The following is a 16,350-nucleotide window of genomic DNA, read 5'->3' as shown; positions in this document are numbered from 1 at the left end:
CTCGTGACGCGCCGCCGCAGCCAGCTCGGTCCTCCCGCCGAGCCGGCCGACCGAACCGCCCCACCCGCCCCACCCGCGAGAGCCGCCTGAGCCGGGTCAACCGCACCAACCACCGCTTGTGGCGGGCCGCCGCAGCCGGTTCAGCCCTCCCGCCGAGCCGCGCGCCCCGACCCGCCCGAGCAAGCCGCATAAGCCCGGCCGGCCGCGCCGACCGCTCATGGCAGGCGGACTCAGCAAGGTCAGCCCTCGCGCCGAGCCGGCCGCCAGCCCCGACCCGCCCGCGCCGCCTGCGCCCAGAAGGCCGCGCCGACCGCTCATGGCGGGCCGGCTCAGCCCTCCCGCCGAGCCGGCCGCCAGCCCCGCGCAAGCCGCATAAGCCCGCCCGGCCGCGCCGAGCGCTTGTGACGCGCCGCCGCAGCAAGGTCAGCCCTCGCGCCGAGCCGGCCGCCAGCCCCGCCCCACCCGCGCAAGCCTCTTGAGCCCCGCCAGCCGCGCCGACCGCTCGTGGCGGGCCGCCGCAGCCCGGTCGAGTTCCTCCATCAGCCGGCTTGTGCGGTGTTCCAGGTCCATCTCGTCCAGGATGCGGTCGATCTCGGCCAGCAGGGAGCCGTGCAGCTGCCAGGCGTACGGGTGTTGCTGGACGCCGCGGAGCAGCATGTCGGCGACGGTCTCGCGGTGGTCCCAGGCGGCTGACAGCTCGGCCGCCAGGCGGTTCTCTGCCTGCTCGGCGTTGTCGCTCACGGGCGTCGTCACCAGCACCGCGTAGCTGACCATCGCCGCGCCGACGTCGGCGAGTAGTTCCTGGAGCGCCTGGGCTGTGTCGGCGGGGAAGAGGGGCTCGTCTTCTTTGCGGCGTTTGGCCAGGTCGGTCATCGAGCGGGCTAGGACCCGCACCACGACCACGCAGATCTCCAGGGTGTCCAGGCCGGTGCGGAGTACCAGGCGGGCGAGGAGGCCCTCGCTGATCCTCGGGTTGAGGCGGAGGCTGTCCTCGGCTTGGCGCAGGGCGGCGTCTACGTCGGCGACGGCCTGGTCCAGGCGGCGCGCCTCGTACAGGCGGCCCGCGGCTCGCTCGACCGGGACCGGGCCGTCCAGTTCCTCGCCGAGGCCCAGCAGCAGGTTCCGGGTGCGGCGGGCCAGGCCGACGATCGACTCGGCGGCCGGGTCCACCCAGACCGGCGGGGCGAGCACGACGTTGAACAGCAGTCCGACGCCGGCCCCGATCAGGGTCTCCAGGACCCGGTCCCACGCCTGGGAGGCCAGCTGGGTCACGCCCAGGACCAGCATGGCGCTGATCGCGACCTCGTTGACGAACTCGCCGACCCGGATGAACTGCCCGACGGTGAGCGCGGCCAGGATGATCAGGCCCAGGCTCCACCAGGACAGGCCGACCACGGCGCTGAAGCCGACCGCGATCAGCACCCCGGCGACCACGGAGATCACCCGCCGGACGCCGGTGGTGAGCGTCGCGTACAGGGTGACCTGCACGACCAGCAGCGCGGTCAGCGGAGCCGTCAGCGGGGCCGGCTCGGAGCTGAGCCGCACCGCGACCGCATAGGACAGCACCGCGGCGGCGGTCGCGCGGATCGTCCACATCACGACAGGGTCGTTGCGATAACGCAGCAGCGACGCCGCCCGGGCCGTGAACCGCGGCATCTGCTCCAACCCTCCCCTGGCGGCGACGACGATGAACGAAAGATGCCCGCCGGGCGGGATCCGAACCGGCACGATCATCGAATTGCCCCGCCGGCGCCGGCCACGTCCCGCTCATGGAGCAGGCGCGGCGGCCTCGCCGAGTCAAGACGCCCCGGTTGTGGGCGAATAGATCACATGGACGATGGAGTGGACGATGGACCTGCATCCACGACGACCGGTCTTCCGGAGCGGATCCGAGCGTGTCTGTTCGACCTGGACGGTGTGCTCACCGAGACGGCGACGGTGCATGCTGCCGCGTGGAAGGAGATGTTCGACGCCTTCCTGCGCTCCCGTCCCGGGCCTTTCGTGCCCTTCGATCCGGTAGGGGACTACGACACCTACGTCGACGGCAAGACCCGGGCCGACGGGACCAGGTCGTTTCTGGCCTCGCGGCACATCGACCTGCCGGACGGCGCCCCCGATGACCCTCCGGGTACCGAGACGGTCAACGGCCTGGGCAACGCCAAGAACGAGATCGTCCTGCGGCTGTTGGACTCCGATGGTGTGCACGTCTACGCAGGGTCGGTCCGGTATCTGAAGGCTGTGCGTGCGGCGGGGTTGCATCGGGCCGTGGTGTCCTCCAGTGCCAACTGCGAAAGCGCGCTCAAGGCGGCGGGGATCGCCGACATGTTCGAGGTGCGGGTCGATGGAGTGACCATCGCAAAGGAGCATCTGCCTGGTAAGCCAGCTCCGGACACCTACCTGGCTGCGGCCAAGGCGTTGGGCGTGGACCCGGATCAGGCAGCGGTGTTCGAGGACGCCATCGCCGGCGTGCAGGCCGGGCGGGCCGGCAAGTTCGGGTTCGTGGTCGGCGTCGACCGGGTCGGACAGGCCGACGCCCTGCACGCGGCCGGTGCCGACACGGTCGTCACCGACCTGGCCGACCTCCTCGGCAAGGCAGACCAGTCATGATTCAGCATCCGTCGTATGCGGTGGAGCCGTGGAGTCTGCGGGAGACAGAGCTGGGCCTGGAGGTGCTGGGCCAGAGCGAGTCGGTGTTCGCGTTGGGCAACGGCCATATCGGCTGGCGCGGCAACCTCGATGAGGGCGAGCCGCATGGTCTGCCCGGCTCCTATCTCAACGGCGTCTATGAGTCCCGGCCGCTGCCGTACGCCGAGGCCGGGTATGGGGATCCGGAGGCGGGCCAGACGGTCATCAACGTCACCAACGGCAAGGTGATCCGGCTCACGGTCGAGGACTCGCCGTTCGACCTGCGCTATGGACGCTGCCTGGGGCATGAGCGGGTTCTGGATTTCCGCACCGGTCTGCTGGAGCGTCAGGTGGAGTGGGAGTCGCCGGCCGGCAAGCAGGTGAAGGTGCGTTCGACCCGCCTGGTGTCGCTGGTGCAGCGTTCGGTCGCGGCGATCGCCTATGAGGTGGAGGCCGTCGATTCCGAGCTGTGGGTGGTCATCCAGTCCGAGCTGGTCGCCAACGAAGAGCTTCCCCAGGCCGCTGATGATCCCCGGGTGGCGGCGGTGTTGGAGGCGCCGCTGCGGCCCGAGGAGCACAGCAGCCGCCCCGCTGGTGCGGTGTTGGTGCATCGCACCGCCGTGTCCGGGCTTCGGGTCGCCGCCGCGATGGACCACCAGGTGCAGGCGCCGCCGTCGCTCAACGAGACCGTGGAGTGCTTCGAGGACCTGGCCCGATACACCGTCACGGCCATTCTGAAGCCCGGTGAGCGGCTGCGGCTGATCAAATACGTCACCTACGGCTGGTCCCAGCAGCGTTCCGAGCCGGCGGTGAGAGCGCAGGTGGAAGCCGCGCTGGCGGCCGCGTCCCGCACCGGCTGGGAAGGCCTGGCAGCCGAGCAGCGCGCCTACCTGGATGATTTCTGGGCCCGCGCCGATGTCGAGGTGGAGGGCGACGCCGAGATCCAGCAGGCGGTGCGGTTCGGGTTGTTCCACGTGTTGCAGGCCGGCGTCAGAGCCGAGGGCCGGGCCATCCCGGCCAAGGGACTGACCGGGACCGGATACGACGGCCACGCCTTCTGGGACACCGAGAGCTTCGTCCTGCCGGTGCTGACATACACCGTCCCGCACGCCGCCGCCGACGCCCTGCGCTGGCGCTGCGGCACCCTCCCACAGGCCCTGGAGCGCGCCGGGCAGCTCGGTTTGAAAGGTGCCGCGTTCCCCTGGCGCACCATCACCGGGGCCGAATGCTCCGGGTATTGGCCGGCCGGCACGGCCGCGTTTCATGTCAATGCTGATATCGCTGATGCCGTGATCCGCTACATCACCGCTACCGGCGATGTCGAGTTCGAGAAGACCACCGGCCTGGAGTTGCTGATCCACACCGCCCGGCTGTGGCGGTCGCTGGGGCATCACGATCCGCAGGGCCGGTTCCGCATCGACGGAGTCACCGGACCGGACGAGTACTCGGCCATCGCCGACAACAACGTGTATACGAACCTGATGGCGCAACACAACCTGACCTGCGCCGCCATGGTCGCCGAACGCTACCCCGACCGGGCCCTGGAACACGGCGTCGACGCCGAGGAAGCAGCATCCTGGCGTGACGCGGCCGCGGCCGTGTATGTGCCCTATGACGACGCGCTCGGCGTCCACCCGCAGGCCGACGGCTTCACCACCCACGAATACTGGGACTTCGCCGGCACGAGCCCGGAGCAGTATCCACTGCTGCTGCACTTCCCCTACTTCGACCTGTACCGCAAACAAGTCGTCAAACAAGCCGACCTGGTCATGGCCATGCATCGACGCCCGGCGGCCTTCACCGACGAGCAGAAAGCCCGCAACTTCGACTACTACGAAGCCCTCACCGTGCGGGACTCTTCCCTGTCGGCCTGCACGCAGGCGGTGTTGGCAGCCGAGGTCGGACACCTCCAGTTGGCCGCCGACTACCTCGCCGAAGCCGCCCTGATGGACCTCGACGACCTGGAACACAACACCCGCGACGGACTCCACATGGCCTCGCTCGCCGGAACCTGGATCGCGCTGGTCGCCGGACTCGCCGGGATGCGCGAACACGAAGACACCCTCTGCTTCAAACCCCGCCTGCCCTCAGGCATCACCCGGCTGGCCGTCAACCTCTCCCTGCACACCAGCAGGATCCGGGTCGAGATCACCGCCGACACCGTCACCTACCGGCTGCTGGACGGACCCACCCTGCGGATCCTGCACCACGACCAACCCGTCGAGGTCGCCGAAGACGCCCCGGTCACCAAAACGATCACCCGGATACCGTTCACCACCCCACCCCACCAACCACCCGGCCGCGCACCACTGCGCCGGGAGCCGCCGACATGACCGGAGCGGCCACCGAACGGCCGAATCGGCGACGGCCGCAGACCGCGATCCCGGGTGCAGCGGATGCGCGGCAGGCGGCGGTTGCGGAGAATCGCCCTGTGGGAGCCACGACGGGGCGCGACGCGGATTTCCTGGTGGTCGCCAACCGGCTGCCGGTCGATCTGGAGCAGCTCGACGACGGGACCGAGCGGTGGCGTCCGAGTCCCGGCGGTCTGGTCAGCGCGCTGGAGCCGTTCCTGCGCCGCCGCAACGGCGCCTGGATCGGCTGGTCCGGCCGGGCGGATCTGGACGTGGCGTCCTTCGACGACGACGGCCTGCTGATGCATCCGGTCAGGCTGTCCTCCGACGAGGTCCGGGACTACTACGAGGGCTTCTCCAATGCGACGCTGTGGCCGCTGTACCACGACGTCATCGTCCCGCCGGTGTTCGAACGGTCCTGGTGGGACAGCTATGTCACGGTCAACCAGCGATTCGCCGACGCCGCCGCAGCAGCTGCGGCGAAGGGCGCGACGGTGTGGGTGCAGGACTACCAACTCCAACTCGTCCCGGCCATGCTGCGCGAGAAGCGCCCCGATCTGAGCATCGGCTTCTTCCTGCACATCCCGTTTCCGCCGGTCGAGCTCTTCAAGCAACTGCCTTGGCGTACCGAAGTGGTGCGCGGGCTGCTCGGAGCCGACGTGGTCGGATTCCAGATGCCCGGCGGAGCCCAGAACTTCCTGTGGCTGACCCGGCAACTGCTCGGCCTGGAACCGACGAGAGCGGCCGTCAGGGTCCGCAGCCGTCCCGGATCGGTGCCGTTCGACGGCCGCCACGTCCGGGTCGGAGCGTTCCCCATCTCCATCGACGCCGCAGGCTTCCACAAGCTGTCGCGGAAGGCCCAGACCGCCGAGCGCGCCCGGAAAATACGCTCGGACATGGGAGCTCCCCACCGCCTGCTGCTGGGAGTCGACCGGCTGGACTACACCAAGGGCATCGACATACGGCTGCGGGCCCTGCGCGAGCTCCTGGTCTCGGGGCGCGTGGATCCCGAATCGGTGGCCATGATCCAGGTCGCCACTCCCAGCCGAGAACGTGTGGGTCAGTACAAGGCGATGCGACGCAGCATCGAGGAACAGGTCGGACGGCTCAACGGCGAATTCGGCCGCGTCGGCCGCCCGATCGTGCACTACCTGCACCAACCGATGGACCGCGACGAGCTCGTCGCGCTGTACTGCGCCGCCGACGTCATGGTGGTCACACCGCTGCGCGACGGGATGAACCTGGTCTGCAAGGAGTACGTCGCCAGCCGACACGACCTCGACGGAGTGCTGGTGCTGTCCGAGTTCGCCGGAGCTGCGGCCGAACTGACCGAGGCCCTGCTGGTCAACCCGCATGACCTCGACAGCGTCGCGCAGGCTCTGGAGCGAGCCGTGACCATGGATCCGGCCGAGGAGAAGGCAAGGATGCGGTCCCTGCACCGGCAGGTGATGACCCACGACGTGGGTCGATGGGCCCGGTCGTTCCTCGATTTCCTGGACCCCGACTCGGCCACGCACGCCGGTGGGGAGGCAGTACACCAGTGACCGCCGAGTCGCTGCCGACCAGCTTGCGGCAGGCCGTCGCCCGCATCGCGCGCGTGCCGCGGCTGCTCGTGGTCTGCGACTACGACGGGACGCTCGCGCCGATCGTCTCAGACCCAGCGCAGGCGGTACCGCGTCCGGAGTCGGTGCGGGCTCTGCGATCGCTGGCCGAGCTGCCCGACACGACCGCCGGCGTGATCTCCGGCCGGGCCCTGCGCGACCTGGCCGCGTTGTCCGGACTGCCCGCCGGCGTGCACCTGATCGGCAGCCACGGCGCGGAGTTCGACGCCGGGTTCGCCCACGCGCTGGACCATGGAGCGCAGGCACTACGCCGCCGACTGGAGGTCGAGCTCGAACAGCTCGTGGGCCGCTCCCCCGGCGTGCTGTTGGAGCTGAAACCGGCCAGCATCGCGGTCCACGTACGCCGGGCCGAGCCGACGGTCGGCGCCTCCGTCCTGGACGCGGTCCGGGCAGGTCCGGCGCGGTGGGACGGCGTACAGGTGACCGAGGGCAAGGCGGTGATCGAGCTGGCGGTCGTCGAGACCGACAAGGGCGAGGCCTTGGACATGCTGCGCCGTCAGGCCGACGCCACCGCGGCGCTGTTCGTCGGCGACGACGTCACCGACGAGAAAGCCTTCGCGCGCCTCGCCGATCCGGACGTCGGCGTGAAGGTCGGCCACGGCGAAACCCTGGCCGAATACTCCATACCGGACACGGAAGACGTCGCCGTGATGCTGGACTACCTCCTGGCGGAACGACGCATCAGGCACGTGTCAGGCTGACGCGTCCTCCCCGGCGGCCAGTGACCGCAGGATCGGTCCGTACTTCGGATCGGCCAGCGCGTGCGCGAACTGCGCCACCAGATAGTCCGCCGGGTTGCCGGTGTCGTACCAGCGCCCTGCGATGACCTGCCCGTACACGGCGCGGGTCTCGGCGTAGGCGTTGATCGCGTCGGTGAGGTACACCTCGCCGGTGCGCTGCTGCTCCCAACGCGCGGTGGCCTCGTGCAGCTCCTCCACGATGCCGGGGGTGACGACGTAGCCGCCGATCGCGGCGAAGTCGCTGGGCGCGTCCGCCGGCTTGGGCTTCTCCAGCAGGCCCGAGATCCTCAGCAGGCCGTTGCCGAGGTCCTCGTGGACGATCGGGACGCCGTAGCGCTGGGACTGCGAGCGGTCCATCGGCATCAGCGCCAGCATCGGGCAGCCGGTCGCCTCGTAGGCGGCTATGAGCTGCTGCGCGCGCGGGACCTCGGCCACGAACACGTCGTCGGGCCACAGCACGAGCATCGGCTCGTCGTCGCCGAGGCCTCGCGCGGCGTTCAGCACGGGAGTGCCGTTGCCGTAGGGGCCGTGCTGGTCCTGGTAGGTGATGTGGCCCTCGCGGGCCAGCTCGGCGACGTCCTCGACGGCCTGGGCGTAGGCGTCCTTGCCCGCGGCCTGAAGCTGTTCGACCAGCGCCGGGTTCGGGCGGAAATGGTCCTGGATCAGCGACTTGCCGCCGGACACCACGATGGTGATGTCCGTGATCCCGGACGCCACCAGCTCGCGCACCGTGTGCTCGATGACCGGCCGGTCGCCGACCGGCAGCATCTCCTTGGGGATCGCCTTGGTCAACGGCAGCATCCGGGAACCGATCCCGGCCGCCGGGATCACCGCCCTGCGGATCGTCACAGCCACACCGGGGCCCTCCGGATCGGGTCGGAACCCGCCGGTGGCCCGGCAGGACACTTCGGACGCTACCAACGCCCCGCCCGGCAGCCGGGCGCGACACGCGTGAGGGTCGATGCCTTTGGCACGTCGGGGTCTTCGAAACGCAGGGTCTTCGAAACACCGGGTCTTCGAAACGCCGCGTCTCGGAACGCCGTCGCCTCCATGTCAATTGTCATTCAACGCCCTGACAATTGTCAGGATTACTTCTGTCATTTCCGAGCCCGGCGACCTCGGAGGCCGGCGTGGCCGGCATGACAACGGAATGATTCGGTGCGAAACGCCCAGGCCGGGACGGTCCGGGCCGAGGTTGCAGCAAGACTGTGACCCAACGCGGCGAGAGCTGACCCGCCTGGGCATATGCTGCACTGGTCGCCCGGCCGTCTCGACTTGCATTGGTGTCGGATACTCCATGACCGCAGCGCTCTCCCACGACCCGGTCGCGGCAGGTCGGCGTCTGCCGCACCTGCCGTTGATCATGATGTACCACTCGGTGGGCGTCCGCCCGCACGACCCGAACCACCTGGCCGTGACGCCGGAGCGGTTCGAGGAGCAGATGGCGACGCTCAAGCGACGCGGGCTGCGCGGCGTCTCCGTGGCCGAACTCCAGGCGGCCCGGGCCACCGGATCGGCGCGCGGTCTGATCGGCCTCACCTTCGACGACGGCTACACCGACGTCGTGGAGAACGCGCTGCCCATCCTGCAGCGCTTCGGTTTCTCCGGGACGTTCTACATCCTGGCCGGCCGGATCGGCGGGGCGAACGAGTGGGACGAGGGCACCCCGTGGCCGCTGGTCGACGAGGCGGGGATCCGGCGTTGGGCTGACGCCGGGTTCGAAGTCGGGTCGCACGGCTCGATGCACGTGGCACTGGCCGACGCGGGCCCGGACGTGCTGCGCACGGAGGTCGCGGACAGCCGCGAGAAGCTGTCCGACATCGTCGGGAAGCCGGTGAACGGCTACTGCTACGCCTACGGGTCGATGGACGCCGCGGCCCGCTCGGCGGTCGCCGCGGCCGGGTACGAGCACGCCACCGCCGTCGTCTCCCGCGAGTCGCTGGGACCGCACGCGCTGCCCAGGCTCTGGATCGGCCAAGTGCACACGTCCAAACATATTCTTAAATTGCTCTACACCTACCGGGTTCATCGCCGTATTTCCGGTCGGCATGCCCTATGATTTCGAAGCCGTACGCCACCGACGGCACGGCGCCCCGGACAAGTTCGACGGCCCGCGATCCGGCCCCGAACTCTTGTCATCCGGTGCCCCCTGAGTACTTGCACCACGCGTAGCCCGCTGTATACCTTCCGCCCCAAGCCGATTTCGGCTACAAGGCTCGAAGGCACCGCCGTCAGACCTTTCCCTTGGGGGGACACGAATGCGATCGCTGTCGGTTGTGATACCGGCTTACAACGAAGCCGAGAACATCGAAGACGTAATAGCTTCGATACCGGTTTCGCAGTTGGCTGACCTCGGCTGGTCCACGGAGATCGTGGTGGTCGACAACAACTGCAGCGACGGGACCGGAGATCTGGCGCGGGCCTGCGGCGCCGAGGTCGTGTTCCAGCCGGAGAAGGGCTACGGCAACGCCTACAAGGCCGGCTTCGCCGCCGCCAAGGGCGAGGTGATCGCCTCCGGCGACGCCGACCGGACCTACCCGTTCGACCATCTCCCGGAGCTGCTCGCCGCGCTGGAGAGCTCCGGCGCGGACTTCCTGACCACCGACCGCCTGCACTCGGCCAACCGGGGTGCCATGAAGCACTCCCACTTCTGGGCCAACCACGTCCTGAGCTTCGTCTCCCGGCTCATCTTCCGGCACGGCATCCGCGACTCGCAGTCCGGCATGTGGGTCTTCCACCGGCACGTCTGGGCCGGCGTGGACGTCCGCTCCCCGGGCATGGCGTTCTCCCAGGAGATCAAGAACGCGGCGGTCCTCGCGGGCTATAAGGTGACCGAAACGCACATCGAGTACCGAGTACGCGGCGGCGACGTGAAGCTCAACTCGGTCCGCGACGGCCTGCGCAACCTGGCCCACCTCATCGGCCACCGGATCCGGCACGACGGCCCGGCGGCCGACGGGCCCTACCAGGACCAGGAAGTCCCCGTCCGAGCCCGGGCCAAGGGCGTCCGGCTCCCGGCGATGCGTACGGCGACTGTGTCAGAAGGAGAAGGAGCAGCACCGGGATGCCAGACGACGGGCAGCGGCACAGCCGCCTGAGCGAGGTGTTCGCCCGGCTGTTCCCGGCACGGTCCCCGAAGTCCCCGGCCGGGGCTGCCGGGTCTGGTCCCGGTGTGGGTGAGGGTGCAGGACGGCAAGACATCGCCGGCTCCCGCGGGCTGGGAGCCGGACATCGAATAACGGCGAGCGTCCACGAACCGGCCCCCTACGCGGACCCGATGGCCGATACGACGCTTTTGGGCCGGATCACTCTGTCGGAGCCGACCGCCGACACGATGGTGTTGGGTCGGATCACCTTGCCGCCGCCGACGGCGGAACCGACCGGCCCGAACGCCGGCGACACCGATGACACCAACGACACCGACGACGCCGCGCCCCCCAATCCCGCCGACCGTATCGACTTCACGGACGCCTACCCCGACGTCGCCTACCCCGACATCGCCGGCGCCGACGCGGATGACGCCGATTACGCCGCGCCCCCCAATGCCGACGACCGCATCGACATCACCGAGGCGTACGCCGACATCCCCGACATCGCGGACATCGCCGCCGACGCCGACGATGTGGACACGGTCGCCGCCGCCACCGACCACGCCGGGCCCACACCGCCGTGGTCCGTCCGCTCCTTCGTCGACCGGCACCGCCGACGGCTCACGATCGTCGCGGCGGGCGTCGCAGCCGTCGGTATCCTGCTCGCGCTGCCGCCGGTCCGCACCCAGCTCCGGGATTCATTCACGCAGCTGCCCAAGCCGTACACGGCCCTGTACTTCTCCTCGCCGCCGCAGATCGACGGCACCGTGCTGACGGTGCCGGTGAGCGTGCACGCCGTCGACACCGGCGCGGAGACCTTCAGCGTCCGGGTCTGGACGGTCGACGCCCAGGGCCGCGTCGACGACAGCCGCACCGCCGGCCTCAAGTGGGACGGCCAGGCGCTGAGCGCCGTCATCAGCATGCCCGTCAACCCGCAGGCCACCTTCGTCTGGGCCACCCTGAACGGCAGCACCGAAACCCTCCACTACAAGATCGCGGTGTCATGACCGAGCAGAGCTCCCCCGAGCACATAGCCCCCACCGGCTCCGCGCCTGGCAGGCGTCGACGCGTCGTCCAGGTCACGCCGAACTACCCGCCGCAGCTCGGCGGCGTGGAGCGGGTCGTCCAGATCCTGGCCACCCGGCTCGCGGACCGGAACGACGTCAGCGTCGTCACCACCGACAACAAGGCGGACGGCGCGCCGCGCCGGGCCGTCGAAGCGGGCGGCGTCAAGGTCCGCCGGCACCGGGCGCTGACCGTCGCGCACACCTCGCTGGCCCCGGGCATGTTCGGTTCGCTGCTGCGGATCCCGCGCGGCACCGTCATCCATCTGCACTGTGCGACGGCGGTCGTCCCGGAACAGGTGTGGCTCAGTGCCCGGATGCGCGGCCTGAAGTACATCCTGCACTTCCACATGGAAGTCGACGCCTCCGGACCGCTCGGCCGGCTGCTGCCGTACTACAAGACGCACCTGTTCGGCCGAGTCGTCCGGGGCGCGGCCGGTGTCATCGTGCTCACCGATTCGCAGCGCGGCTTCTTGGCCGAGCGCTACGGCGTGGACCCGGCGAAGGTGTACGTGGTCCCCAACGGCGTGGCCGAGGAGTACTTCCTGCCGCCGCGCACACCGAACCCGGAGCAGGCGGCCGCTTCCGGACCCGAACCGCTCCGGCTGCTGTTCGTCGGCCGCCTCGGCGCCCAGAAGAACGTCGCGCGGCTCCTCGACGCGCTGGCACTGGTCACCGAGCCGGTCCGGCTGCGACTCGTCGGCGACGGCGAACTGCGCGCGGATCTGGTGGCGCGGGCGACCAGACTCGGCCTGGACGACCGCGTGGAGTTCGCCGGCCGCAAGCACGGTGACGACCTCATCAAGGAGTACGCGGCCGCCGAGCTGTTCGTCCTCCCGTCGGACCGGGAGGGCATGGCGTTGGTGGTGCTGGAGGCCATGGCCGCCGGACTGCCGGTACTGGCCACCGCGGTGCCCGGCAACATCGAGACCATCGAGGGCGCGGGCGTGCTGGTCGAGCCGACCCCGCGGGCCCTGGCCGCGGCGATCGACAGCCTGGCCCGGGACCGCTCGACGCTCGCCGCCACGGCGGCGGCGGGCACGGCGCGGGTGGCCGACAGCCGCTGGGACGACGTCGTGGCGGCGATCGAGGACGTGTACGAGCAGGTGGGATTCTGAACACCGAGACCTCCAACGGCAGGACGGCCCTCCTCGCGAGCGTCGTCCTCGCCGGCGTGATCGCCTCGTTCGGCGACTACTACCTCCCCGGCATACTGGCCACGCTGGCCGGCCTGTGGCTGATCCTCGGCGCGCCGACCGCGCTGTGGCTGGGCCTGGCACAGCGCGTGGTGTCCCGGCTGGACTCCGCGCTGCTGGTCGCCTTCGGCTTCGCCGTCGTCACCGACTTCGCCGTGCTGCTGCTGGTGAACTTCGGGGCACCGCTGGTCGGGTACTACCGGCCGCTCTCGACCGTGCCGCTGGCGGCCGGGTTCGCTCTGGTCAACCTGCTGATCGGCGCGCTGTCCCCGCAGTGCACCGTGGACTGGGACCGGATCCGGCGCCTGCGCCCGGCCGGCCTGCGGGTCGTGGCCGGCTACGGCGTGCTGTGCGTCGTACTGGCCGTCGCCGGCGCCACCCGGCTGAACAACGGGCTCGGCCCGGCGGTCAGCATGCTGGCGTACACGGCACTCGCCGGGTTGCTGGCTCTGCTGCTGATCCGGCACGAGCGGTACGCGGTCGAGATGCTGGAGCTCGGAGTCTTCCTCGGCGCCGGCGCCCTGCTGCTGCTGACGTCGCTGCGCGGCTGGCTGATCACGGGTCACGACATCCAGGTCGAGTACGACGTCTACCGGCTCAGCCTCGCCAGCGGGCACTGGGCGATCTCGGACTACCGGACCCCGTACAACGCCTGCCTGAGCATCACCCTTCTCCCGCTCGCGCTGACCAAGCTCACCGCCATCTCCGCGGCCGGGGTCTGGAAGATCGTCTTCCCGGTGATGTTCGCCGTGGCCCCGGTCGCCCTGTTCCGGTCGGTCCACAACCTGGCCTCCCGGCAGGTGGCGCTGCTTTCCTCGGCGCTGTTCCTGACGTTCCCGACGTTCTTCACCGACATGCCGTACATGGCCCGCCAGGAGATCGCGTTCGTCGTGCTGGGCGCGGCGGTCGTGGTGATGACCGACCGGCTGGGGGACATCCGGCTGCGGCGCTACGCGTTGATCCCCCTGCTGACCGGGATCGTGCTCGCGCACTATTCGACGGCTTATGTGCTGGTGATGGTTCTGGGATCCGGGGTGGTGGTCACCGCGGTCTGGCGCCTGCTGGACCGGATCGGCGCGCGGTGGCGCAGCCGCGGGGTCGCCGGGGATGCCGGGGACCCCGCCGAGAGCCAGACCGCTGACACCTGGGACTACGGCGACTGGGACTACGGCGACAGTCTGGACAAAGCCGACGGGATCGGCGACACCAGCAGAGCCGGCGAAATCAGCAGGGCCGGCGCGTCCGACGCCCTCGCCGCAGAAAGCCAAGGCAGCGAAGGCGGCAGCAGTGGCAAGGGCTGGCTCGGGCGCCTCTCCGCGGCCGTCCGGAATCCGGGCGGCCCGCAACCGAAGCAGGCCATCCCGGCGTTCCTCACGGTCTGGCTGGTCGCCCTCACCGCCGTGCTGGCCGTGGGCTGGGCCGGCCCGGTCACCCACACCAGCGGACAGCTGACCAGCACGCTGACCTCCGCGTGGAAGGAGGTCATCGGCCGCACGTCCGACGCCGGCTCCTCGGACACCTCCAACAGCCTGGTCGGCGCCTCCAACGTCACCGACGCGCAGCGCATGGCCGCCTACCTCGCCGAGACCCGCGCCGCGACCACGCAGGACCGCGACCAGGGCAACCTGTACCCGCAGGCCGTGATCGACAAGTACCCGACCCCGCTCACCTCGATGCCGGACATGCCGCTGACCCCGGTCGGCACCAGCCTGCGGAGCGCCGGCCTGCCGGTCGCGACCGTCAACGGCCTGATCCGCTTCGGCATCGCCGCGGCGATCCAGCTCCTGCTGCTGCTCGGCACGGCCGTCACCCTCCTGGGCCTGCGCTACCGGCGGCTCGGGGCCGAGCTGACCCCGACCCGGGACCAGGCCGCCCTGGCGGTGGGGTCGATCGGCGTCCTGGTCGTGCTGACGCTCGTGCCGCAGCTCACGGTCGACTACAGCGTCCTGCGAGCGCTCCAGCAGGGCATCTTCTTCTTCGGCCCGTTCATGGCCGCCGGCCTGCTCTGGGCGCTCCGCTGGTGCGGCCGGTACCGGACGCCGGTGCTCGCCGCGGTGATCGCCGTGATGGCCGTCGACCTCACCGGCGTGGTGCCGCGTCTGACCGGCGGCTATCAGCCCCAACTCGCGCTGTCCGACGCCGGCGAGTATTACGACGCGTACTTCCCGACCCCTCAGGAGATGGACGCGGCCGCCTGGCTCCAGAGCGTGTACGACCAGTTGCCGCCCGATGCGCGGCAGACCATGAATCTCCAGACCAGCCAGGACGTCTGGGAGCGGATCCAGACCGTCTACATCGGCCCGGTCGCCACCACGGTCGACCCGCTCCGGCTGGAGCCGGGAGGCTACGTCCTGCTCGGGCACGCGGAAGTGAACCAGGACCGGGCGTCCATCGACTATCGAGGCACGGCAGTGCTCTACGTGTACCCGACCGGCCTGCTCGAAGACTTGAAGGACAGAATCTACGTCAGCCCCGGAGTGGAGATCTACCGATGAGTGACAGCGTCGGCGGACCGCTCAAGGTCCTGCTCGTCTGCCATTACTACCCGCCGCATCTGGGGGGCATCGAGAACGTGGTGCACTCCGAGGCCCGGTATCTGACCGAGGCCGGGGTGGAGGTGACGGTACTCACCAGTGGCGACCGCAGCAGCGTCAGCGACGAGGACGGGGTCCGGGTAGTCCGGGTCCGGGCCTGGAACGGGCTGGAGCGCAAGGCGGGTTTGACGTTCCCGGTCCTAGGGCCGAAGCTGCTGCGCAGTGCGACGCGCTGGGCGCGGTGGGCCGATGTCGTGCACATCCACGATGCCTTCTATCTGACGTCCTGGGCCGCGCTCACCGCAGCGAAGCTGACCCGCACTCCCATGGTGACCACCCAACACATGGCGCTGGTGGATTTCAAGCCCGCCGTGCGCGTGGTACAGCAGGCCGTCTACGCGACCGCCGGACGGCTGCTCCTGCGCGACGCGAGGTCGGTGTTCACCATCAACTCCGATGTCGCGGCCTTCGCCCGCGCCTACGGTGCACGGCCGGAACGGATGCACCATCTGCCGAACGGCGTCGACACCGAGCTGTTCCGGCCGGTCCGGGACGCCGCCGAACAGGCCGCCGAACGAGAGCGGCTGGGACTGCCACCCGAGGGCGTGCTGGTGCTGTTCGCCGGGCGATTCGTGCCCTATAAGGGTTTCGATCTCTTACTCGCGGCCGACGATCCGGGCTACCGGCTGGTGTTCGCCGGCGGGCCCGCCGAAGCGCTGGCCGGGGCACCGGAGTCCGTGAGCTACCTCGGCTCGCTCGCCCCCGCCGAGATGGCCGCCGCCTACCGGGCCTGCGACATCCTCGCCCTGCCTTCGACGGCCGAGGGGTTCCCGCTGACCGTCCAGGAGGCGATGAGCTCAGGGATGGCCGTCGTGACCACCGATCTGAGCGGGTACTCGGTCTATGAGCTGGATCGGGATCGCGTATCGTTGATCGATCGGGACGCGGAGACCCTCCGCGCCCGGCTGCGGGAGATCGCCGCGGACAGCGAGTTGCGCCGGCAGATGGGCAAGTACGGCCGGGAGTACGCGGTGGAGCGGTTCGCGTGGCCGAAACACGCGTCCAGGCTGATCGAGACGTACCGTTCGGTGATCGGCCCGGAGAAGAGTTCCGCCGACCGGGGATGACG

11 protein-coding genes and 1 pseudogene are annotated in these 16,350 nt (G+C 70.1%); 10 read left to right on the top strand and 2 right to left on the bottom strand.

What is annotated here, in order from left to right; all coding sequences use genetic code 11:
- Positions 1 to 423: 423 nt before the first annotated feature.
- Entirely contained in the window at positions 424 to 1,656 is a 1,233-nt protein-coding gene (locus tag ABH935_RS08110; protein ID WP_370377278.1) for an aromatic acid exporter family protein, read from the bottom strand.
- Positions 1,657 to 1,842: 186 nt separating this feature from the next.
- Here ABH935_RS08110 and ABH935_RS08105 point away from each other — a divergent pair, with 186 nt between their 5' ends.
- The 4 genes and pseudogenes from ABH935_RS08105 to otsB all read left to right on the top strand — a co-directional run.
- Positions 1,843 to 2,607 carry an HAD family hydrolase gene (locus ABH935_RS08105; protein WP_370377165.1) on the top strand — a complete coding sequence of 255 codons (765 nt, stop codon included), beginning with the start codon at positions 1,843 to 1,845 and terminating at the stop codon, positions 2,605 to 2,607.
- Positions 2,604 to 4,958: a glycoside hydrolase family 65 protein gene (locus tag ABH935_RS08100; RefSeq protein WP_370377164.1), complete on the top strand. Its 2,355-nt coding sequence runs from the start codon at positions 2,604 to 2,606 to the stop codon at positions 4,956 to 4,958. The genes ABH935_RS08105 and ABH935_RS08100 overlap by 4 nt, the downstream gene beginning before the upstream one ends.
- Before the next feature lie 98 nt (positions 4,959 to 5,056).
- Entirely contained in the window at positions 5,057 to 6,520 is a 1,464-nt protein-coding gene (locus tag ABH935_RS08095) for a trehalose-6-phosphate synthase (RefSeq protein WP_370377163.1), read from the top strand.
- Positions 6,517 to 7,278 (top strand): annotated as a pseudogene (gene otsB, locus ABH935_RS08090) (trehalose-phosphatase); the annotation flags it as partial. The gene ABH935_RS08095 and the pseudogene otsB, both read left to right, overlap by 4 nt.
- 12 nt (positions 7,279 to 7,290) lie before the next feature.
- Here otsB and ABH935_RS08085 read toward each other — a convergent pair.
- The gene (locus tag ABH935_RS08085; protein WP_370377162.1) at positions 7,291 to 8,193 is read right to left on the bottom strand and encodes a UTP--glucose-1-phosphate uridylyltransferase; all 903 of its coding nucleotides are present in this window, start codon (positions 8,191 to 8,193) and stop codon (positions 7,291 to 7,293) included.
- A gap of 442 nt (positions 8,194 to 8,635) precedes the next feature.
- On the opposite strand from ABH935_RS08085, the gene ABH935_RS08080 reads away from it, so the two are divergent.
- The 6 genes from ABH935_RS08080 to ABH935_RS08055 all read left to right on the top strand — a co-directional run bounded on the left by ABH935_RS08080 (position 8,636) and on the right by ABH935_RS08055 (position 16,348).
- On the top strand, positions 8,636 to 9,397 hold the full coding sequence (locus ABH935_RS08080) for a polysaccharide deacetylase family protein (RefSeq protein ID WP_370377161.1): 762 nt from the start codon (positions 8,636 to 8,638) through the stop codon (positions 9,395 to 9,397).
- Between the two features lie 199 nt (positions 9,398 to 9,596).
- Complete coding sequence (locus ABH935_RS08075; RefSeq protein WP_370377160.1) at positions 9,597 to 10,436, top strand: glycosyltransferase family 2 protein; 840 nt, start codon at positions 9,597 to 9,599, stop codon at positions 10,434 to 10,436.
- Positions 10,403 to 11,434: a hypothetical protein gene (locus ABH935_RS08070; protein WP_370377159.1), complete on the top strand. Its 1,032-nt coding sequence runs from the start codon at positions 10,403 to 10,405 to the stop codon at positions 11,432 to 11,434. Before ABH935_RS08075 ends, ABH935_RS08070 begins: the two co-directional genes overlap by 34 nt.
- Positions 11,431 to 12,609, top strand: coding sequence for a glycosyltransferase family 4 protein (locus tag ABH935_RS08065; protein WP_370377158.1), 1,179 nt, complete (start codon positions 11,431 to 11,433; stop codon positions 12,607 to 12,609). Before ABH935_RS08070 ends, ABH935_RS08065 begins: the two co-directional genes overlap by 4 nt.
- A gap of 56 nt (positions 12,610 to 12,665) precedes the next feature.
- Positions 12,666 to 15,182, top strand: coding sequence for a hypothetical protein (locus tag ABH935_RS08060; RefSeq protein ID WP_370377157.1), 2,517 nt, complete (start codon positions 12,666 to 12,668; stop codon positions 15,180 to 15,182).
- Positions 15,179 to 16,348, top strand: coding sequence for a glycosyltransferase family 4 protein (locus ABH935_RS08055; protein WP_370377156.1), 1,170 nt, complete (start codon positions 15,179 to 15,181; stop codon positions 16,346 to 16,348). The genes ABH935_RS08060 and ABH935_RS08055 overlap by 4 nt, the downstream gene beginning before the upstream one ends.
- The last annotated feature ends 2 nt before the right edge of the window (positions 16,349 to 16,350 follow it).

The sequence above is a fragment of the Catenulispora sp. GAS73 genome (genome assembly GCF_041262085.1).
Lineage (GTDB): Bacteria > Actinomycetota > Actinomycetes > Streptomycetales > Catenulisporaceae > Catenulispora.
The sequence above is the reverse complement of the archived record's forward strand: the minus strand, read 5'-3'. Positions and strand labels throughout refer to the sequence as shown.

Excerpts from the sequence above, each read along its gene's own strand:
- ABH935_RS08110 (WP_370377278.1), bottom strand. The coding sequence starts at position 1,656 with ATGCCGCGGTTCACGGCCCGGGCGGCGTCGCTGCTGCGTTATCGCAAC.
- ABH935_RS08100 (WP_370377164.1), top strand. The coding sequence starts at position 2,604 with ATGATTCAGCATCCGTCGTATGCGGTGGAGCCGTGGAGTCTGCGGGAG.
- ABH935_RS08080 (WP_370377161.1), top strand. The coding sequence starts at position 8,636 with ATGACCGCAGCGCTCTCCCACGACCCGGTCGCGGCAGGTCGGCGTCTG.
- ABH935_RS08075 (WP_370377160.1), top strand. The coding sequence starts at position 9,597 with ATGCGATCGCTGTCGGTTGTGATACCGGCTTACAACGAAGCCGAGAAC.
- ABH935_RS08070 (WP_370377159.1), top strand. The coding sequence starts at position 10,403 with ATGCCAGACGACGGGCAGCGGCACAGCCGCCTGAGCGAGGTGTTCGCC.
- ABH935_RS08065 (WP_370377158.1), top strand. The coding sequence starts at position 11,431 with ATGACCGAGCAGAGCTCCCCCGAGCACATAGCCCCCACCGGCTCCGCG.
- ABH935_RS08055 (WP_370377156.1), top strand. The coding sequence starts at position 15,179 with ATGAGTGACAGCGTCGGCGGACCGCTCAAGGTCCTGCTCGTCTGCCAT.